The sequence below is a fragment of the Nocardioides sp. GY 10113 genome (assembly GCF_004919105.1).
In the GTDB taxonomy this organism is placed as follows: Bacteria; Actinomycetota; Actinomycetes; order Propionibacteriales; family Nocardioidaceae; genus Nocardioides.
This window is the reverse complement of record NZ_STGK01000020.1, coordinates 20,135-38,841: the sequence shown is the minus strand read 5'-3', so window position 1 is coordinate 38,841 and position 18,707 is coordinate 20,135. Positions and strand designations below refer to the sequence as shown.

The following is an 18,707-nucleotide window of genomic DNA, read 5'->3' as shown; positions in this document are numbered from 1 at the left end:
AGGCGCCTGTCGCCAGTCGCGAGAAGTCCTCGAAGCACGTCCACCGTCCAGAGCAGGGGAGCGCACATGGGCACAGCAACAGTCACCGGCCAGCATCCGCGGAGGTCGCGGCTCACCAGAGGCCTGGCCGCAGCGGCGCTCGGCGTCGGCCTGCTGGCACCGGCCATGGCGGTCGCGCCGTCCGGTGCCGCCCACGCCGCCGCGGACGACGACGTGACCCTCACGGTCGGCGTGCTCAACGAGGTCGACTCGTTCAACCCCTTCCTCGGCATCGAGATCACGTCGTTCGAGATGTGGGCCCTGATGTACGACTACCTGATCTCGTACTCGATGGAGGACATGTCGGTCGAGCCCGGGCTCGCCACCTCGTGGGAGACCTCCGAGGACGGGCTCACCTGGACCTTCGACATCACCGACGAGGCCAGCTGGTCCGACGGCGAGCCGCTGACGGCGGAGGACGTCGCCTACACCTACAACCGGGTGCTCGACGGTGGCCCGGAGGCGTCGACGTGGGGCTCCTACCTGGCCAACGTCTCCTCGATCACCGCTCCCGACGACGCGACGCTGGTGCTGGAGCTCGAGAAGCCGAGCTCCAGTCTCCCGCTGCTGCCGATCCCGATCATCCCCGAGCACGTCTGGAAGGACGTCGAGGGCAAGCAGGACGTCAAGGCCTACAAGAACGAGCCCGAGGGCGGGCAGCCGGTCGTCGGCTCCGGCCCCTTCCGGCTGGTCGAGGGCAGCGCCGGCGGCTCGACGGTCAAGTTCGAGGCCAACCCCGACTACTGGAAGGGCGCGTCGCACCTCGACGGGGTCGTCTTCCGCGTCTACAAGTCGGAGGACCCGCTCGTGCAGGCGCTGAAGAAGGGCGAGGTCGACTTCGCCGACGGCATCAGCGCGCTGCAGGTCCGGGCCCTCGAGGGCGTCGACGGCATCACCGCCCAGGACGGGGACTCACCGGGCTTCGACGAGATCGCCTTCAACGTCGGCTCCGTCGACCTCGACTCGGGCGAGCCGATCGGCGACGGCAACCCCGCGCTGCTCGACCCCGCCTTCCGGCACGCTCTCGGCTACGCGATCGACAACGACCAGCTGATCGAGAAGGTCTACCAGGGCGCCGGACTCCCGGGCTCCACGATCGTGCCGCCGGCGTACGAGTACCACTGGGCGCCCGAGGGCGACGACGCCTTCTCCTACGACCCGGAGAGGGCGGGCCAGCTGCTCGACGAGGCCGGCTACACGGAGGGCGACGACGGCCTGCGGACGATGCCCGACGGCTCGCCGATCGGCACCCTGCGCCTCTTCGCGCGCTCGGAGTCGCCGACCTCGCTGGACACCATGAACTTCTTCAAGGAGTGGCTGGGCGACATCGGCATCGACGCCGAGGTCACCAGCATGGAGTCGAGCAAGCTCACCAACGTGATCCTCGACGGTGACTTCGACGCCTTCCAGTGGGGCTGGTACGTCGAGCCCGACCCGACCTCGATGCTCAGCTACATGACGTGCGACCAGCGCGGCAACTGGTCGGACTCCTGGTACTGCAGCGACGAGTACGACGCGCTCTACGAGCAGCAGCTCACTGAGACCGACCACGACGCCCGTGTCGAGCTCGTGAAGCAGATGCAGCAGATCGTCTTCGAGGACTCGCCCTACCTGGTCACCGCCTACAACACCGTCGGCGAGGCGTTCCGCTCCGACCGGTTCGCCTGCCTCGTGCAGCAGCCCAACCCCGGCGGCGTGTGGCTGTTCCAGTACGGCGTCTACAACTACCTGAACATGCGCCCGGCCGCGGATGCCGGTGACTGCGGGGGCGTCACCGACGCCACCGAGGCCACCTCGTCGGCCGCGGACGACGGTGTCGGCACCGGGACCATGGTCGGCATCGGCGTGGCCGGCCTCGCGGTTGTCGGCCTGGGTGCGGTGTTCGCCCTGCGTCGCCGCGGCACCGCGGGCGACCGTGAGTGAGCCGGTGAGCGAATGGACGAGCGAGCCGACCGAACGACGATGAGTCTCGGGTGAGTCGACGATGAGTGCAGTCGCAGCCGACCCCGCCGCCCTCTCGGCGGAGGCGGGGTCGGGGCGCCGCCGCGGGCGCGGTGGCTATGGCCGGTACGCCGGCGCCAAGGTGCTCGGCTCGCTGGGGAGCCTGGCCTTCATGCTGGTGGTCAACTTCTTCCTGTTCCGGGTGCTGCCCGGCGACCCGGCCCGCACGTTGGGCCGTGGTCGGCTCTCGACCCCGGAGCAGCTCGCGGAGTTCAACGCCACCTACGGGCTGGACGAGCCGATGCTGTCGCAGTTCTGGACGTTCCTGAAGAACCTCGCCCAGGGCGACCTCGGGTACTCGATCCTCTACCACCGCGACGTCTCGGAGATCCTGCTCGACCGACTGTGGCCCACGCTGCTGCTGGTCGGCTCCGCGACGGTCCTCGCGGCGACGATCGGGGTGTGGCTCGGGATCCGCTCCGGTTGGGCGCGCGGCTCGACGTTCGACCGGCTCTCCACCGGCACCTCGCTGACGCTCTACTCGATGCCGGAGTGGTGGCTGGGCCTGATCCTGATCGCGGCCCTCTCGGTCGGGGTCGGGCCGCTGCCGGGGCTGTTCCCGACCGGCGGTCTGCACTCGGTCGACGCCGACCCGGGCACGCTGAGCGGGGTGCTGGACACGATCTGGCACCTGGCGCTGCCGGTGCTCACGCTGACACTGGCCTACCTGGCCGACTACGCGCTGATCATGCGTGGCTCGCTCGTCGACGAGGCGGGCTCGGACTACCTGACCACCGCCCGGGCCAAGGGCCTGCGCGACGTCCAGGTCCGCGGCCGGCACGCGGTGCCGAACGCGCTGCTGCCGACCACCACGGTGGTCGCGCTGAACTTCGGCTTCGTGGTCGCCGGCGCGATCACGGTCGAGACGATCTTCTCGATCCCCGGCCTGGGCCTGCTCACCACCGACGCCCTGGCGGTGCCGGACTACTGGCTGCTGCAGGGCGTCTTCCTGCTCGCCTCCGCGGGCGTGATCCTGGCCAACCTCGGCGCCAACCTGATCTACGGCTGGCTCGACCCGCGGGTGCGCACATGAGCGCGGCACCGGACGGAGCAGCCGTGGACGCGACGCCCGCCCTCACCTCCCGCCAGCTGGTACGCCGGCGCCGCCGGGCGGCGTGGGCCAGCGGCTGGCGCGAGTTCCGCGGCAACCGCGGCGGCCTGGTCGGCCTGGTCGTGCTCGGCCTGTTCGTGCTGATCGCGCTCGGCGCGCCGCTGCTCGCGGACCAGTCCGGGCTCGAGGTCACCCGGGCCACCGGTGGGGTGCTGGAGCCGCCGTCATCGGAGTTCTGGCTCGGCACCGACGACAACGGCCGCTCGGTGCTCACCCTGCTGATCTGGGGCGCGCGGATCTCGCTCTTCGTCGGCCTGATGGCGACGCTGATCTCGATGCTGATCGGCACGGTGGTCGGGCTGACCTCCGGCTACTTCGGCGGCTTCGTCGGGGCGGCCCTGTTCCGGATCACCGAGTGGTTCCTGGCCATCCCGTTCCTGCCGCTGGCGATCGTGCTGGCCACGGTGCTCGGCCGCTCGCTGCTCAACATCGTGATCGTGATCGGGGTGACCTCCTGGGCCGGCACCGCGCTGCTGATCCGCAGCCAGGTGCTCTCGATCAAGGAGCGCGCCTACCTGGAGCGCTCTCGCGCGCTCGGCGCCGGGCACGGCCACCTGCTGCGCCGCCACGTCCTGCCGAACGTCGTACCGCTGGTGTTCGCGAACACGACGCTCTGCGTCGCCGTGGCGATCCTGTCGGAGACCACGCTGAGCTTCCTCGGCCTGGGCGACCCGACCCGGGTCTCCTGGGGCTCGATGCTCGACGACGCCTACAGCGTCGGCGCGATCACGACGGGCTCGTGGTGGTTCTTCGTGCCGCCGGGTGTCTGCGTGGTGCTGGTGGTGCTGTCGTTCACCCTGGTCGGACAGGCCCTCGAGGCCGTCCTGAACCCCAAGCTGAGGAAGCGATGAGCGACCTGCTGCGGATCGAGGACCTCTCGGTCACCTACGCCACCCAGGAGGGGCCGGTCCCGGCCGTCCGCGGTGTCTCGCTGAGCGTCGACCGCGGCGAGGTGCTGGGCATCGCGGGGGAGTCGGGCTGCGGCAAGTCGACCCTGGCCAGCACGATCCTGCGGCTGCAGCCGGCCAGCGCGACCCTCGACGGCAGGGTGCTGGTGGACGGCGAGGACGTCGTCACGATGCGCTGGGGCGACCTGCGGGCGCTGCGCTGGGCGGGCGCCTCGATCGTCTTCCAGGGCGCGCTGCACTCGCTCAACGCCGTGCGGCGGATCGGTCAGCAGATCGCGGAGCCGATCCGGCTGCACGAGCCGGGCGTCGGGGACGCCGAGGTCGACCGCCGGGTCGCCGACCTGCTCGAGCAGGTGGGCCTGCCGGCGGGTCGGGCCAGGGCCTACCCCCACCAGCTCTCCGGCGGGCAGCGGCAGCGGGTGATGATCGCGATGGCGCTGGCCTGCCGCCCCGACCTGGTGATCGCCGACGAGCCGACCACCGCGCTGGACGTGATGGTCCAGGCCCAGGTGCTCGACGTGCTGACCACGCTGGTCCGCGAGGCCGGCCTCGGGATGATCTTCATCAGCCACGACCTGGCGGTGCTGGCCGAGGTCAGCGACCGGATCGCGGTCATGTACGCCGGGCGCGTGGTCGAGCAGGGCCCGGCGGGCCAGGTCTTCACCGACCCGCTGCACCCCTACGCCGCGGCGCTGGGCGCCTCGTTCCCGCGGGTCGGCGACCCCGCCGCCCGCTACGCGCCCGCCGGCCTGGCGGGCGATCCTCCGGACCTGCGGGCGCTGCCGCCCGGGTGCTCCTTCGCGCCGCGCTGCCCGCGCGCCACGGACGCCTGCACGCACGCCGAGCCGGTCCTCGAGCTGAAGCGGCCGGACCGGTCGGCGGCCTGCATCCGGGTGGGAGAGTCATGAGCGAGCCGACGAGCACGGGACACGGCCCGGGGGGCGGGCTGAGCCTGGAGGCACGCGACGTCGCGGTCTCCTTCACCTCCCGCGGCGGCGCGGTCGCCGCCGCGCTGGACGGCGTCGACCTCTCGGTGCGCAGCGGCGAGATCGTGGCGCTGGTCGGCGAGTCCGGCTCGGGCAAGACCACCCTGGCCCGGACGCTCGCCGGGCTCCAGCCGCCGACCGGGGGAGAGGTGCTGGTCGACGGCGCGCCGATGGGGCGCCGCGGCCGCGAGCTCAAGGCGCTGCGCCGCCGGGTGCAGATGGTGCTGCAGGACCCGGCCGGCGCCCTCAACCCGCGGCACACCGTCTACGACTCGGTGGCCGAGGGGATCCGGCTGCACGGCCTGGCCCGCGGCGCGGACCGGACCGAGGAGCAGATGGTGGCCGACGCGCTCTCGGCCGCCGGCCTCCGGCCGCCGGAGCGGCTGTACCTGCGCTACCCGCACGAGCTGTCGGGCGGCCAGCGGCAGCGGGTGCTCATCGCCGGGGCGCTGGCGCTGCAGCCCGAGCTGCTGATCGCCGACGAGCCGGTCTCGAGCCTGGACGCCTCCATCCGCGGCGAGGTGCTCGCGCTGCTGCTCAAGCTCCGGGCGGAGCTGGGCCTGGGAGTCCTGGTGGTCACCCACGACCTCGGCCTGGCCTGGAACATCGCGGACCGCACGGCGGTGATGTACCTCGGCCGGATCGTCGACGCCGGCCCGACCGAGGAGGTGCTGACCAACCCGCAGCACCCCTACACCAAGGCGCTGCTCTCGGTGGTGCCCGAGACCGACCGGGTCTCCCCGGTGGTGCTGCAGGGCGAGATCCCCGACCCGACCCGGATCCCGGCCGGGTGCCGGTTCCACCCGCGCTGCCCCGAGCTCGCCTCCGGCGCTGCCGCGGCGGCCGGGGTCGACGCGGACTGCCGCCGCACGCCGCTGCCGGTGCTCCCGGCCAGCGGCGGCTGCGCCTGCCACCTGGTCGCGGCCCGGCAGAAGGTGTCGTCGTGACCGACGGCCCGACCGGTCCCGATCAGCAGACCGGGCCCGGCGGGCTGCAGGCCGCGTTGCCGCGCGAGCTGTACGTCGACCCGGCAGCGTTCGCGGTCGAGCGCGAGCGCGTGCTCTTCGGCGAGTGGCTCTGCGTGGGCCGCCGTGACGACCTCGGCCTGCACGAGCCCCGCCGGCTCGCGGTGGTGGACGTGGTGGGGGAGTCGGTGCTCCTCACCTGCGACGAGCACGGCGCGCTGCACGCGGCGTACAACGTCTGCCGGCACCGCGGCGCCCAGCTGGTCGCCTCGTCGCCCGGCGCGCCGACGGTCTGCGCCGCCGCGGGCTCGCTGCGCTGCCCCTACCATTCCTGGACCTACGGTCTGGACGGCTCGCTGCTCAAGGCGCCGCACGCCGACCTGGTCGACGCCGACCTGCCGGCGTTCTCGCTCACCGCGATCGCCGTCGACGACTGGGCGGGCTTCGTCTTCGTGCATCTGGGCACACCGGCCACTCCGCTGGCCGCGGCGATGGCGCGGCCGGCCCGGACGCTGGCGAACTACCGGATGGGCGAGCTGGTCACCGGGCTGCGGTTCACCTACGAGGTGGCGGCCAACTACAAGGTCGTCACCGAGAACTACAACGAGTGCTACCACTGCGGACCGGTGCACCCCGAGCTGACCCGGCTGGTGCCCGCCTTCGGCGGTGGCGGCGGTGGCATCGACTGGGACAGCGGGGTGCCGCACCGCGAGGGCGCCTGGACGTTCACGACGTCCGGCACCACCGACCGGGCGCCGCTGCCCGGGCTCGACGAGGACGAGCGGGTACGCCACAAGGGCGAGCTGGTGCACCCCAACCTGATGCTGTCGGCCTCGGCCGACCACGTCGCCGCGTTCGTGCTGGCGCCGCAGTCGGTGGACCGGACCCGCATCGAGTGCCTGCTGCTCTTCCACCCGGACGCCGTCGCGGACCCGGGGTTCGACCCGTCCGACGCCGGCGACCTGTGGGACCTGGTCAACCGGCAGGACTGGGCGATCTGCGAGTCCGTGCAGCGCGGCATGTCCTCGCGGTCCTACACGCACGGGTGGTTCGCGCCGATGGAGGACGACTCCGCCGACATCCGCCGCTGGCTGCTGCCGCGGCTCGCACCCGAGGGGGACAGTGGTGAGTGAGCGCTACGACGCGGTGGTGGTCGGCCTCGGAGCCCTCGGCTCCGCGGCCGCCTGGCAGCTGGCCCGGCGCGGCCTCTCGGTGCTCGGGCTGGAGCAGTTCGAGCTGGGCCATGCGCGGGGCGCCAGCCACGACACCAGCCGGATCCTGCGGCACAGCTACCACACCGCCGAGTACGTGCGGCTGACCCAGGAGGCGTACGCCGACTGGGCGGACCTCTCCGCCGCGGCCGGCCGCGACCTGGTCACCGTGGTCGGCGGCCTCGACCTGTTCCCGACCGACCCGGCGATCCCGATGATCGACTACACCGACGCCCTGACCGAGGTCGGTGTGCCGTTCGAGCTGCTCTCCGTCGAGGAGATCGAGGCACGGTGGCCGCAGTTCCGCCTGCCGGAGGGGACGGTCGGGCTCTTCCAGGAGCGGGGCGCGATCGTGCCCGCCGGACCCGGCACCGCGGCCATGCAGGAGCTGGCCGGCCGTCACGGCGCCGTGCTGCGCGACCGGGCCTCGGTCACCGCGGTCACCGGCACGTCGGTCACCCTGGCCGACGGCAGCACCGTGGAGTGCGGTGCGGTGGTGCTCTGCGCCGACGCCTGGACCAACCGGCTGCTGGCGCCGCTCGGCCACGAGCTGCCGTTGACCGTCACGCTCGAGCAGGCGACGTACTTCGCGCCCGAGCGGCCCGAGGAGTTCGCGCCGGACCGGATGCCGCTGTGGATCTGGATGGACGAGCCGTCCTTCTACGGCTTCCCCTGCTACGGGGAGCCGACGATCAAGGCGGCCCAGGACTGCGGCGGCCCGGCGGTGGACCCCGACGCCCGGGGCACCGAGCCGGACGAGGCGATGCTGGACCTGCTCGCCGGCCACGTGGCCCGGACGCTGCCCGGCTCCGGGCGGCCGGTGCGGTCGCTGCGCTGCCAGTACACGCTCACCCCCGACCGCGACTTCGTGATCGACCGGGTGCCGGGCCACCCGTCCCTGGTGGTCGGCCTCGGCGCGGGCCACGGGTTCAAGTTCGCGCCGACGTTCGGGCGGCTGCTGGCCGAGCTGGTCGTGGACCCGGGGAAGGCCGCGTCGCCGACGTTCGCGCTGGACCGACCGGCCCTCACCGACCCGACCTACGCGGCACACTGGCTGGTCTGAGCAGGCTGGTCCGAGGAGGGAGAGCGCCATGGGGGACCTGGAGCGGCTGCAGGCCGAGGTGCGGGCGCGCGGCGGCGCCGTCCCCGCGATGCTCCCGGCCGCGGCATACACGTCGGCGGAGGTCCTGGCCTGGGAGCGGCGCCACCTCTTCGCCGGCGGCTGGACCTGCCTGGGGCGCCTCGAGGAGCTGCTGCCCACCGACCTGGACGACGGCCGGCCGGCCACGCAGCGGGCGGTGATGGTCGGCGACGTCTCCGCGCTGCTCACCCGCGAGCCCTCCGCCGACGGGGCGGCGGGCGACGTGCGGATGTTCGCCAACACCTGCCGGCACCGCGCCCACGAGCTGCTTCCGGACGGCGAGGCCTCGGCGCGCCGCTCGGTGCTCTGCCCCTACCACGCCTGGTCCTTCGACCTCGCCGGCGACCTGCAGGCCGCACCGGGCTACCGCGACGAGCCGGGCTTCGACGCGGCGTCGTACGCGCTGGTGGAGCTGCCGGTCGCGGTCTGGGCGGGGTGGGTCTTCGGCCACGCCCTGCACCCGCTCGGCGACCCCGGTCTGGTGCCCTTCGAGGACTGGCGCGGCGCCCTGTCCGGGATCGTGGAGCCCTACGGCCCGGGCGCGCTGCGGCTGGCCGATCGGCACACCTACGAGATCGCCGCGAACTGGAAGATCGTCGCGGAGAACTACCACGAGTGCTACCACTGCCCGCTGATCCACCCGGAGCTCTGCCAGGTCTCCCCGCCGATGTCGGGGGAGAACTACGACCTCCCCGGCGCCTGGGTCGGCGGCTCGATGGACCTGCGCGACGGGATGGCGACGATGTCACTGACCGGCGACTCCGGCGGCCACCCGATCCCGGGCGTCCCGCCGACCACCGTGGAGTACGTGCACCTCCTGCCGAACCTGCTCGTCTCGGCGCACCCCGACTACGTGATGACCCACCGGCTGGTGCCGCTCGCGCCGGGGCGTACCTGGATCGAGTGCTCGTGGTACCTGCGGCCCGGCCCCGACGGATCGGTGCCCGACCCCGCCTTCGCCGTGGAGTTCTGGGACCTCACCAACCGCCAGGACTGGGCCGCCTGCGAGTCCGTGCAGCGCGGCCTGGAGTCGCCCCACTACGCGCCCGGCCCGTTCTCGCCGAGCGAGAACGCGGTGGAGTACTTCGTGGCGCTGGTGTCGCGTGCCTACGTCGGGGAGTCCGTGCACGACGTCGCGTTCAGCCGCGAGTAGCCGGCCGGGCCTCGGCGTCACCGACGCCCGCGCTGGCAGCGCGAGATCTTGCACGTCGGCTGCGAACCCATCGGCGGTCCGGGAGCGTACTCCCGGCAACCGAGTCAGAGGGGCGCGCATGAAGAGACCATCCATGGAGGCGGAGTTCGAGGAGTACTTCCTCGCACGGGGTCCCACGCTGCGCCGGACGGCGTACCTGGTCGTGCGCGACTGGCACGTCGCCGACGACGTGACCCAGGCGGCCATGACGAAGCTCTACCTGGCGTGGCCGCGGCTGCGCGTCGAGACGATCGACGCCTACGCGCGCCGGACCGTGGTCAACGAAGCGATCAGCACCGCGCGCCGCGGTCGCCGCGAATGGCCGACGTCCGATCTCCCGGAAGCCGGCGCACCCGAACCGCCCGACGTCGGTTTCGACGTCGGGCGTGCGCTCGACCTGCTCTCGCCCCAGCAGCGCGCGATCGTCGCGCTCCGCTTCTTCGAGGACCACTCCGTGGCCGCCGTCGCGGACGCCCTCGGCATCGCCGAGGGCACGGTCAAGAGCCAGACCTCGCGCGCGATCAGCACGCTGCGCGCCCACCTGCACGACCTCGTTCCGACCGAGGAGCTGTCATGATCGACAACGAGCTGCAGACGCTGTTGCGAGACCACGTCGCCGGCACGGAGATCCCGTTCTCGCTCAGGCCTGAGGAGAGCGTCGTGCGCGCCCGCGTGGCGCGGCTGCGCAAGCGTCGACGGCGGCTGGCGGCCGGGATCGTTGCGGCCGTCGCGGTGGCGGCGGTGGGCGCGCCGACGATCGTGGCACGCCGGGCCGACGGCGGGCGCGCGCCGGTGGGAGCGGAGCCGACCGCGCCGGCGACGGTGACCCCGTCGACCTCGGGGAAGGACGATCTTCCCCGGCACCGCGCGCTGGCCGTGACGGCAGAGGAGGTTCCCGCCCTGTTCGCCTCCCTCTATCCCGGGACCGTCTCCGAGACGTCCCCCCTGCGGATCAGGGCGCTCGGCGTGGAGTTCCTGTGGAACGGCTTCGCCACGAGCGTCCGGTGGATGCCGGCCTCCACCGGCGGTCTGCGCAACCGCGAGACCGGCCGGATGGAGCGGGGACGCTGGCAGGATGCCGGCCCACCGCTCGAGCGGTGCCAGACCGGCACCACCACGCCCGCCCGGTGCCACGTCGACACCACCGGTGCCGCATGGCGGACCAGCCTGGTCAGGGTGGACGACACCGCGCTGCGCTTCGTCGATCTCTACACGCTCGACGGCTGGGACATCCGGCTCACCAGCGCGAACAGGAAGGACCCGACCGAGCCCGTGCTCTCGTCCGATCCGCCCTTCACCGCCGAGCAGCTCCTCCGGGCAGCGCGCAGCGAGGTGTGGTTCCGGTGAGGCCGCCGAGGCGCCCCAGCCGGCCGGTGACGCCGGCCCGGGCAGCGGTCGTGGTCGCTGCCCTGCTGCTGCTCGCTGCCTGCGCGGATGAGCCGGTGGGCGACCGCGGTGCGGCCGACGCGGTGGCCGACGCGGCGGCCGACGCGGTGGCCGGCCCGACGGCGGAGGCCGAGGGGACGCGGACGCTTCGCCAGACCTGTCGCCTGCTGGCGCGCGCCATGCCGGCCACGTACGTGCCGCGGGAGGACATGGTCTGGGAGGCCTTCGCCGGCGACCTGGGGCGGCTCGCGTCGGCGGGGAACGCCGAGGCGCGGGAGGTCGTGTCCGTCCTGTACGAGGCGAATCGCGCCCGGATGACCGCCTCGACGGACGGCGATCTGGCGGACGCTGAAAGCGCCTGGGACGACGCGCGCGTTCGCGTCGCCGCCCGGTGCGCGTCTGCGGGTTCGACCGATCTCCGCGAGGGGGCCGCGAGCGGTCCGGGCTGATCGAGCGGGCGGGCCGCTCGCGCTCGGCGCCGTGGGAACGGCGTCAGGACCGCACGGCTCGAGAGCGGATCAGCCTGCGGGGGAGCGGCCGAACGGCGACGCCTCCCGCCTGCTGGTGCTGCCCGCCGCCGGCGCCGAGCCGGTGCTGGCCGGGAGGCTCGCCGGGGGCCACAGAGGAAGGGCATCTCGCGTATCGTGGTTCGCATGAGGCCGGGGGAGTGGACGTTCCTGTCGAACCACGGGCACGTCCTGGTGTCGCTCGCGCGGGACCCCGACGTACGCATGCGCGACGTGGCCGAGATGGTGGGGATCACCGAGCGTGCGGTCCAGCAGATCGTGCGGGACCTCGTCGACCAGGGCTACGTGCACCGCGAACGGGTGGGGCGTCGCAACCGGTACGACGTGGTCCGTGCCGCCCACCTCCGCCACGCGCTGGAGGCGAGCGTCGAGCTGGGGGACTTCCTCGACCTCCTGGCCGGCCGCCCCGAAGCCGGCTGACGGGACGACCACCGGCCCGCGGGTCAGCGGGCACCCCGAGATCCTGCGGGGGTCCGGTCGACCTCCCGGACCCCGGTGCGGTCGCGGGTCGCGCGCAGGCTGGCCGCCACCGCGACGACGAGGCAGGCGGCGATGACGGCGAGCGAGAGCCAGATCGGAATCTTGTACACGTCGAGCAGCAGCATCTTGACCCCGACGAAGACCAGGATGGCGGCGAGCCCGGCCTTGAGGTGGACGAAGCGGTGCATGAGGTCCGAGAGGAGGAAGTACATCGCGCGGAGCCCCAGGATCGCGAAGGCGTTGCTGGTGAAGACCAGGAACGGCTCCTGGGTCACGGCGAGGATCGCCGGGATCGAGTCGACGGCGAAGATGATGTCGGTGGTCTCCACCAGCACCAGCACGGTGAAGAGCGGAGTGGCGACCCAGGTGCCGCCGCGCTTCACCCAGAACCTCTGGCCGTGGTACCTGTCGGTCGAGGGCACCCACCTGCGCATCAGGCGCAGGACCGGGTTCCCGGACGGGTCCAGCTGGGCGTCGCGGTGGCGGAACATCTTCCACCCGGTCAGGACCAGGAACGCGCCGAACAGGTACAGCACCCACGCGAAGCTGTCGAGCAGCACGGTGCCGCCGGCGATGAAGATCGCCCGGAACACGAGTGCTCCCAGGACGCCGTAGAACAGCACCCGGTGCTGGTACTCGCGAGGCACCGCGAAGTAGGTGAAGAGCAGCGCGAACACGAACACGTTGTCCACGGCCAAGGACTTCTCGATCAGGTAGCCGGCGTAGTACTCGCCGCCGGCCTGGGCGCCGTAGGCCCACCAGACGACGCCACCGAACGCCAGGCCGAGCGAGACCCAGACGGCCGACCAGACCGCGGCCTCCCTGACCGAGACCACGTGCGCGTCGCGATGAGCGAGCAGGTCGACCGCCAGCATCGCCGCGATGACGGCGAGCACTGCCGCCCACGCCCACAGGGGAACATCCATCTCCACACCTTCCGTCGTGCCGCGCCGCGCGCGGACCGATGGAGGTCTCCCCAGCCTCCCTGATGAGCGGTCGGGCGGCCGACGCACCGGACCGGGCTGGGCCGGTCGAACTGACGATGACGTCGCTGGTGTGGGTACTCCCCTCGTGCGACGAAGTATTCACGAAACGGAGTTCGGGTGTCAAGGCGATGACGGCCCGCCGGGGCCCGACCGCTCGGGGCCGCGACCGTCAGCGCGCTCCGGACCCGCGTCCCGGGAGCGACTCGCGCCACCCGCGCACCGAGACGATCTCGCCGTCCCGCGACGCCACCGTCTCGATCGCCACCTCGACGCCGGCGCCGGTGACCTCCACGTCCATCGTCGAGGCCACCCGGATCTCGACGCCCGGCCAGGTCAGGTCGAACGTGGTCACCGCGTGCGCCGTCTGCCGGTGGGTACGGCGGTCCACGACCACCTCGCCGAGGTAGTCCTCGCGGGCCGTGCCGTCGTACGGCGTCTCGTACTCGGAGACCGAGCGCGTGCGGGCGGTGGTGGTGCGCCGCAGCACGTCGTCGGTGATCGACCAGTCGACGCCCTCCGTCGACTCCGAGGAGTGCTCTTCGCCGGGCGTGAAGGTCGGGGTCGGGTGGTCGCCGGTGAGCGCCGGCAGGGTGAGCCACCCGCCGTGGACGGTCAGCGTCACCGGCTCCGGGGGAGCGACGGTGTTGGGCCAGTCGGCGCCGGCGACGCTGATCCGCAGCGTGTTGCCGGCGTCCCACGCATAGGCGCAGGCGTCGAGGTCGAGGGTGACCTCGTAGACCTCGCCCGGCACCAGGGGCGCCGGCGCCCCGTGCACGCCGTCACGGAGGGCCAGGTCGAGCGTGCCGCGGCTGACCAGCGCCGAGGTGCCGTCGGGGAAGACGTCGCAGAGCTTGACCGACAGCGAGGCGGCCGCCCGGTCGGCGCTGACCCGGAGGACGGCGCGGGGGTGGCCGACGACGGGGCCGGGGGGTGGCGCCCAGTCCCACGTGAGGGACCGCGCGTCGTCGTACCGCTGGTCCCCGGAGAGGCCCCACGGCAGGTGGCCGGCGCAGTCGATCCAGGCGGCCGTGCCCGTGTCGGGCAGCACCGGGAGGGCGAGCCCGTCGGCGGGGACGGCGAGCGGAACCGCCAGCTCCTCGGTCGGCGGCACCGACGGCAGCCGCAGCCAGTAGCCCTCGTGCAGGTCCAGGTCGGGCTCGGGGCGGGTCGAGGTGCGGATGAAGACGTCGCTCCCGGAGTCGTACGGCGCCGGCTCTGCGTCGCCTCGCAGCCAGTGGTCGAACCACGCGGCCATCTCGACGTCCAGGTCGATCCGCGGCCCCGGCATCGCGGTGCGCGGGTCGGCGTGCGCCCAGGGCCCGGCGAGCAGCCGGTGCGGTACTCCGTGCTCGGCCAGCCGCGCGACGGTGCGGAAGGAGTTGTTGCGGTAGCCGTCGGCCCAGCCGGCGACCAGCATCGTCGGGACGTCGAGCCGCTCGTAGCCACCCTCGGCGCCGTCGAGGCGGACCGACCCCCCGCGCCAGTAGTCGCCGTGCCGGTCCTCGCGCAGCCAGGTCAGCACCCACGGCTCGTTCGTCTCCAGCCGGCGGTGCCACTCGTCCTCCCAGCCCTCGCCCCAGACCTCCGGCACGGGCGGCAGCACGCACATCGGCGTCATGTAGTGGCAGTAGTCGACCAGGTCGACCAGCCGCAGCGCGCCGCCGCGCCAGTGCACGTCGTCGGTCCACCGGTCGTCGCTGGCGTAGATCGCGAAGACCGCGCCGAGGGCGGGCGCGTCCTCGCAGGCGATCTGCAGCGAGTTGAACCCCGAGTACGACGTCCCGAACATGCCGACGCGCCCGTTGCACCACTCCTGCGCCGCGAGCCAGGCGATCACCTCGACCAGGTCGGACTGCTCCTCGAGCGGGTACTCGTCGGTGGCGTCGCCCGACGACGACCCGGTGCCGCGCAGGTCGAGGCGGCAGACCGCGAAGCCGAACCGGTCGCGCAGCTCCTCGTACCCGGTCGCGTAGGAGGCGGTCAGGTCGTCCTTGCGGTAGGGGAGCGCCTCCAGCAGGCACGGCTGCGGCCCGGCGCCGTGCGGGGCGGAGCCGTCCGGCAGGTAGAGGGTCGCGGCCAGCTCGACACCGTCGCGGACCGGGATCCGGACCTCGCGGGTCGTCCCGGCGGTCACCGGGCGCCGCCCCGGTGGTCGGCGAGCAGCGCCAGGAGCTCGGGGGAGTGCAGCGACGCGCTCGTGTGGCCGTCGCGGCCCACCGTGGTGGGGGAGGTGAGCATCGAGTTCAGGACGGCCTCCTCGGCGGCCTCGACGACGGCGGTGAACAGCGGGTCGAGGCCGCGGCCCGTGAGCGCCACGCCGTCGGGCCGCTGGTCGCGGTCCAGCCGCAGCCCGGTGCCGAAGCCCAGGAAGATCTCGCCGCTGCCGTGGTGGGCCACCGATCCCGCCCGGGCCAGGCCCAGCCCGACCCGGCGCGCCAGCCGGGCGCAGGAGGCGCCGTCGACCGGGGCGTCGGTGACGACGATCCCGAGGCACGAGCCGGCGGGCTTCGCGGGCTGGGACGGAGGGGTCGCGGGCGGCGTCGGCAGCAGCCGGCCGACCGGGAGGCCGTCGACCACCAGCTCCTCGCGGGTGCCGAAGTTCGTCAGCAGCAGCACCCCGACGGTGTGGCCCTCGGCGTTCACCCGCGACGCGGTGCCGATGCCACCCTTGAACCCCAGGCACGACATGCCGGTGCCGGCGCCGACCGCGCCCTCGGCCGGCGGCGCCGCGGCCCCGCGGGAGGCGAGCGCGGCGGCGTGGGCCGCGCGCACGTCGTCGGCGGTCACGTGCATCCGCCGGCAGTCGTTGAGGAAGGAGTCGTCGCACTCGCCGACCACGGGGATGACGACGTCGTCGGCGACCCCGAGGTCGCGCTCCAGCTCGATCTCGCAGGCCGCGTCGTACACGCGGCCGAGCTGCATGGTGGAGGTCAGGTAGACCGGGGTCTCGGCGGCGCCCCACTCGCCGGCGGCGAGGAACCCGGTGCACTCCCCGGCGCCGTTGAGCACCGCCCCGCCGGCCGGCAGCGGTCGACGGTAGGCGTCGTCGGCCAGCACCAGGCAGGTGACGCCGGTGCGGGCCACCAGGGGCTCGTCGCGGTGGACCGTCGCGTGGCCGAGGCCGACCCCGGCGACGTCGAGCACGGAGTTGGTCGGGCCGGTCGGCAGGGCGCCGATCCGGATCCCCAGGTCACGAGCGCGCGGCATGCCCGCATCCTGCCCGACGCCGGGCCACCGGGGTGGGATGCTCGGGCCGTGCCGAATCCCGCGCCCCCTGCCGATCCGATCCCCGTGGTGTGGTCGCCCGCGACCCGCCTGCACGTGCCCCGGCACGAGGTCTGGCTGGGCGTGCCGACGCCCGGCACCGAGGTCCCCGAGCGCGTCGACGAGATCCTGGGAGCGCTCGGCGACCACGACCTCCACGAGGCGGTCGCCCACGGCGACGAGCTGCTCCGCGTGGTCCACCACCCGGGGCTGCTGGAGTTCCTCGAGACCGCCGCCGCGGCCTGGGCGAGGGAGGGCTACGAGGAGGTCGTCGGCCAGGACCGGGTGGTGCCCTACTTCTTCGAGACCCCCGCGTTGGTCGCCGGGATGGAGCCGACGCCGCCCGCCGCGCTGCACGCCCGCACCGGCCAGTACTGCTACGACACGATGACCCTGGTCGGACCGGGCACCTGGGAGGCCGCGCGCGCCGCCGTCGACGCCGCGCTCACGGCGGTGGACCTCGTCGTCGGCGGTCAGCGGGCGGCGTACGCGCTCTGTCGCCCGCCGGGCCACCACGTCACCCCGCTCGGCTACGGCGGGTCCTGCTACCTCAACAACGCCGCGGTGGCGGCCGAGGCGCTGCGCGCGGCCGGCCACGAGAGGGTGGCGGTCATCGACGTCGACGCCCACCACGGCAACGGCACCCAGGCGGTCTTCTGGGAGCGGCCCGACGTCCTCTACGGCTCGCTGCACGTCGACCCGGCCGCCGGCTGGTTCCCGCACCTCTTCGGCCACGCGAGCGAGACCGGCGCGGGCGCCGGTGCCGGCGCCACCCGGAACCGGCCGCTGCCCGAGGGCACCGGCGACGGCCCGTGGGTCGAGGCCGTCGCCGACCTGGCCGACTGGGCGGCAGCCGGCGGCGCCACCGCGCTGGTCGTCTCCCTCGGCGTCGACGCCGCCGCCGACGACCCGGAGAGCCCGCTGCGGGTCACCGCCGACGGGTACGAGCGCGCGGGGCGCGCGCTGGGCGGCCTCGGGCTGCCGAGCGTCATGGTGCAGGAGGGCGGCTACCACCTGCCGACGCTCGGTGGCCTCGTCGCGGCGTACCTGCGCGGCCACGGGGACGCCTGAGTCGCCGCTCGTCCCGGGGCCCGCTGCGGCGGTGACCACCGTCGCTCAGCTCGTGACCTTCTCCTCCTGCGTCGGACGGGCGGCCGCGCTCTCCTGGAAGGGGGGCAGTCACCAGAGGAACGATGGAGAGGAGAGTCACCATGAGCACCACGGTGCAGCGCACCAGCCCGTCGATCTTCGGCGAGCTGATGAACTGGATGGGCGCTGCCTCGGAACCTGAGGTACGCGTCGAGGAGTACGTCGACGGGGACCGGCGCGTGATCCGGGCCGACATCCCGGGGGTCGACCCGACCAAGGACATCCAGCTCTCGGTCGAGGGCGGGGTGCTGCGGCTGCACGGCGAGCGACGCGCGGAGGAGCACGACCAGCACCACTCCGAGATCCGCTACGGCAGCTTCGACCGGGTCCTGCCGCTGCCCACGGGCACGACCCCGCAGGATGTCACGGCGGAGTACAAGCACGGCGTGCTCACCGTGAGCATGCCCGACCGGGCGCCGGTCGAGAGGACGACCATCCCGGTGACGCAGCCGGAGTAGCCGACGGCCACGCCGACGGGTGCCCGGCTCAGCGGACCACCGCGACCGGGCACTCGGCGTGCTGGAGCACGTGCTGGCTGACCGACCCCAGCAGCAGCTCGGTGAAGGCGTCGCGACCGCGGGAGCCGACGACCACCAGCGAGGCGGTGGCGCTGCAGTCGACCAGCAGCTTCGCGGGGCGCACCCCGATGGCCTCGATCACGATGTCGATGTCGGGGAAGTCGCTGGTGCAGTCGGCGCAGACCGCGGCGGCGGTGCGCTCCGCGTCCTCCCTGCGGCGCACCCGCCGGTTGGCGTCGGCGTCGTCGAGGCCCAGCGCCGCGGGGCCGGGGGAGGAGAAGCCGACCACCGCGGTGACGGACTCGCCGGTGCTCTGGGCTCGCTCGCAGGCGAAGCGCAGCGCCTTCGCCGACTCCTCGGACCCGTCGAGGCCGACGACGATCCGGTGCGCGTGCGTCGAGCGGGCGGGCCTCACGGTGACCACCGGGCAGCTCGCGTGGCGGGCCGCATGCTGGCTGACCGAACCGGTGAGCGAGCCCGCCGCCAGGCCGTGGCCGCTGCTGCCGAGCACCAGCATCGCGGCGCCCGCCGAGGCCCGGAGCAGCTCGGGCACGGTCGGGCCGCGGCGCACCGTGACGGTGCCGTCGACACCGAGCTCCGCGAGCCGGTCGAGCGCCGCCGCCCTCCTCCGCTCGACCCTGCGGTCCTCCTGCTCGCGGAAGTGGCCGACGACCGGGTCCATGGCGGAGCCGACGACCACCACCTCGACCGGTCGGCGGAGCGGGCCGGCGCTCTCCACGGCCCACGCGAGGGCGGCGTCGGCGTCGGGCGATCCGTCGTACCCGACGACGACGCGTGGCGCACGTGGCTGCTCGTCGCTGTGGTCAGGAGACTGGTCCATGT

At 73.6% G+C, this 18,707-nt stretch carries 18 protein-coding genes; 14 read left to right on the top strand and 4 right to left on the bottom strand.

Annotated elements, in window-relative coordinates; genetic code table 11:
- Positions 1–66 precede the first annotated feature (66 nt).
- The 12 genes from E8D34_RS18940 (at position 67) to E8D34_RS18885 (ending at position 11,887) form a co-directional block, all read left to right on the top strand.
- Positions 67–1,962, top strand: coding sequence for an ABC transporter substrate-binding protein (locus tag E8D34_RS18940; protein ID WP_168929537.1), 1,896 nt, complete (start codon positions 67–69; stop codon positions 1,960–1,962).
- A gap of 61 nt (positions 1,963–2,023) precedes the next feature.
- The gene (locus E8D34_RS18935; RefSeq protein WP_136596223.1) at positions 2,024–3,073 is read left to right on the top strand and encodes an ABC transporter permease; all 1,050 of its coding nucleotides are present in this window, start codon (positions 2,024–2,026) and stop codon (positions 3,071–3,073) included.
- Positions 3,070–4,002 (top strand): ABC transporter permease, encoded by a 933-nt coding sequence (locus tag E8D34_RS18930; protein ID WP_136596222.1) that lies wholly within the window; start codon positions 3,070–3,072, stop codon positions 4,000–4,002. Before E8D34_RS18935 ends, E8D34_RS18930 begins: the two co-directional genes overlap by 4 nt.
- Complete coding sequence (locus E8D34_RS18925) at positions 3,999–4,967, top strand: ABC transporter ATP-binding protein (protein ID WP_136596221.1); 969 nt, start codon at positions 3,999–4,001, stop codon at positions 4,965–4,967. The genes E8D34_RS18930 and E8D34_RS18925 overlap by 4 nt, the downstream gene beginning before the upstream one ends.
- Positions 4,964–5,992 (top strand): ABC transporter ATP-binding protein, encoded by a 1,029-nt coding sequence (locus E8D34_RS18920; RefSeq protein WP_136596220.1) that lies wholly within the window; start codon positions 4,964–4,966, stop codon positions 5,990–5,992. Before E8D34_RS18925 ends, E8D34_RS18920 begins: the two co-directional genes overlap by 4 nt.
- Positions 5,989–7,143 (top strand): aromatic ring-hydroxylating dioxygenase subunit alpha, encoded by a 1,155-nt coding sequence (locus E8D34_RS18915; RefSeq protein WP_206056802.1) that lies wholly within the window; start codon positions 5,989–5,991, stop codon positions 7,141–7,143. Before E8D34_RS18920 ends, E8D34_RS18915 begins: the two co-directional genes overlap by 4 nt.
- Positions 7,136–8,284 carry an N-methyl-L-tryptophan oxidase gene (solA, locus tag E8D34_RS18910; protein ID WP_168929536.1) on the top strand — a complete coding sequence of 383 codons (1,149 nt, stop codon included), beginning with the start codon at positions 7,136–7,138 and terminating at the stop codon, positions 8,282–8,284. The genes E8D34_RS18915 and solA overlap by 8 nt, the downstream gene beginning before the upstream one ends.
- A 28-nt stretch (positions 8,285–8,312) precedes the next feature.
- Positions 8,313–9,515 carry an SRPBCC family protein gene (locus E8D34_RS18905; RefSeq protein ID WP_136596218.1) on the top strand — a complete coding sequence of 401 codons (1,203 nt, stop codon included), beginning with the start codon at positions 8,313–8,315 and terminating at the stop codon, positions 9,513–9,515.
- A 118-nt stretch (positions 9,516–9,633) separates the two neighbouring features.
- Complete coding sequence (locus tag E8D34_RS18900; RefSeq protein WP_136596217.1) at positions 9,634–10,131, top strand: SigE family RNA polymerase sigma factor; 498 nt, start codon at positions 9,634–9,636, stop codon at positions 10,129–10,131.
- Positions 10,128–10,901, top strand: coding sequence for a hypothetical protein (locus E8D34_RS18895; RefSeq protein WP_136596216.1), 774 nt, complete (start codon positions 10,128–10,130; stop codon positions 10,899–10,901). Before E8D34_RS18900 ends, E8D34_RS18895 begins: the two co-directional genes overlap by 4 nt.
- A gap of 50 nt (positions 10,902–10,951) precedes the next feature.
- Complete coding sequence (locus E8D34_RS18890; RefSeq protein ID WP_136596215.1) at positions 10,952–11,389, top strand: hypothetical protein; 438 nt, start codon at positions 10,952–10,954, stop codon at positions 11,387–11,389.
- A gap of 204 nt (positions 11,390–11,593) precedes the next feature.
- Positions 11,594–11,887 (top strand): winged helix-turn-helix domain-containing protein, encoded by a 294-nt coding sequence (locus E8D34_RS18885; protein WP_136596214.1) that lies wholly within the window; start codon positions 11,594–11,596, stop codon positions 11,885–11,887.
- 23 nt (positions 11,888–11,910) lie between these two features.
- On the opposite strand, the gene E8D34_RS18880 is transcribed toward E8D34_RS18885, so the two are convergent.
- From E8D34_RS18880 to E8D34_RS18870, 3 genes are all read right to left on the bottom strand, one after another.
- On the bottom strand, positions 11,911–12,873 hold the full coding sequence (locus E8D34_RS18880) for a TerC family protein (protein ID WP_136596213.1): 963 nt from the start codon (positions 12,871–12,873) through the stop codon (positions 11,911–11,913).
- Positions 12,874–13,102: 229 nt separating this feature from the next.
- The gene (locus E8D34_RS18875) at positions 13,103–15,067 is read right to left on the bottom strand and encodes a CocE/NonD family hydrolase (RefSeq protein ID WP_136596212.1); all 1,965 of its coding nucleotides are present in this window, start codon (positions 15,065–15,067) and stop codon (positions 13,103–13,105) included.
- Positions 15,064–16,140, bottom strand: a complete 1,077-nt coding sequence (locus E8D34_RS18870; protein WP_136596211.1) for a P1 family peptidase — start codon at positions 16,138–16,140, stop codon at positions 15,064–15,066. The genes E8D34_RS18875 and E8D34_RS18870 overlap by 4 nt, the downstream gene beginning before the upstream one ends.
- Before the next feature lie 48 nt (positions 16,141–16,188).
- On the opposite strand from E8D34_RS18870, the gene E8D34_RS18865 reads away from it, so the two are divergent.
- The gene (locus E8D34_RS18865; RefSeq protein ID WP_168929535.1) at positions 16,189–17,268 is read left to right on the top strand and encodes a histone deacetylase family protein; all 1,080 of its coding nucleotides are present in this window, start codon (positions 16,189–16,191) and stop codon (positions 17,266–17,268) included.
- 140 nt (positions 17,269–17,408) lie between these two features.
- On the top strand, positions 17,409–17,804 hold the full coding sequence (locus E8D34_RS18860) for an Hsp20/alpha crystallin family protein (protein WP_168929534.1): 396 nt from the start codon (positions 17,409–17,411) through the stop codon (positions 17,802–17,804).
- Positions 17,805–17,832: 28 nt separating this feature from the next.
- Here E8D34_RS18860 and E8D34_RS21450 read toward each other — a convergent pair whose 3' ends face one another.
- Positions 17,833–18,705 (bottom strand): universal stress protein, encoded by an 873-nt coding sequence (locus E8D34_RS21450; RefSeq protein ID WP_136596208.1) that lies wholly within the window; start codon positions 18,703–18,705, stop codon positions 17,833–17,835.
- Positions 18,706–18,707: the final 2 nt, after the last annotated feature.

Coding starts and splice junctions, on each gene's coding strand:
- E8D34_RS18940 (WP_168929537.1), top strand. CDS start 67: ATGGGCACAGCAACAGTCACCGGCCAGCATCCGCGGAGGTCGCGGCTC.
- E8D34_RS18935 (WP_136596223.1), top strand. CDS start 2,024: ATGAGTGCAGTCGCAGCCGACCCCGCCGCCCTCTCGGCGGAGGCGGGG.
- E8D34_RS18930 (WP_136596222.1), top strand. CDS start 3,070: ATGAGCGCGGCACCGGACGGAGCAGCCGTGGACGCGACGCCCGCCCTC.
- E8D34_RS18925 (WP_136596221.1), top strand. CDS start 3,999: ATGAGCGACCTGCTGCGGATCGAGGACCTCTCGGTCACCTACGCCACC.
- E8D34_RS18920 (WP_136596220.1), top strand. CDS start 4,964: ATGAGCGAGCCGACGAGCACGGGACACGGCCCGGGGGGCGGGCTGAGC.
- E8D34_RS18905 (WP_136596218.1), top strand. CDS start 8,313: ATGGGGGACCTGGAGCGGCTGCAGGCCGAGGTGCGGGCGCGCGGCGGC.
- E8D34_RS18900 (WP_136596217.1), top strand. CDS start 9,634: ATGAAGAGACCATCCATGGAGGCGGAGTTCGAGGAGTACTTCCTCGCA.
- E8D34_RS18895 (WP_136596216.1), top strand. CDS start 10,128: ATGATCGACAACGAGCTGCAGACGCTGTTGCGAGACCACGTCGCCGGC.
- E8D34_RS18885 (WP_136596214.1), top strand. CDS start 11,594: ATGAGGCCGGGGGAGTGGACGTTCCTGTCGAACCACGGGCACGTCCTG.
- E8D34_RS18880 (WP_136596213.1), bottom strand. CDS start 12,873: ATGGATGTTCCCCTGTGGGCGTGGGCGGCAGTGCTCGCCGTCATCGCG.
- E8D34_RS18870 (WP_136596211.1), bottom strand. CDS start 16,140: ATGCCGCGCGCTCGTGACCTGGGGATCCGGATCGGCGCCCTGCCGACC.
- E8D34_RS18860 (WP_168929534.1), top strand. CDS start 17,409: ATGAGCACCACGGTGCAGCGCACCAGCCCGTCGATCTTCGGCGAGCTG.
- E8D34_RS21450 (WP_136596208.1), bottom strand. CDS start 18,705: ATGGACCAGTCTCCTGACCACAGCGACGAGCAGCCACGTGCGCCACGC.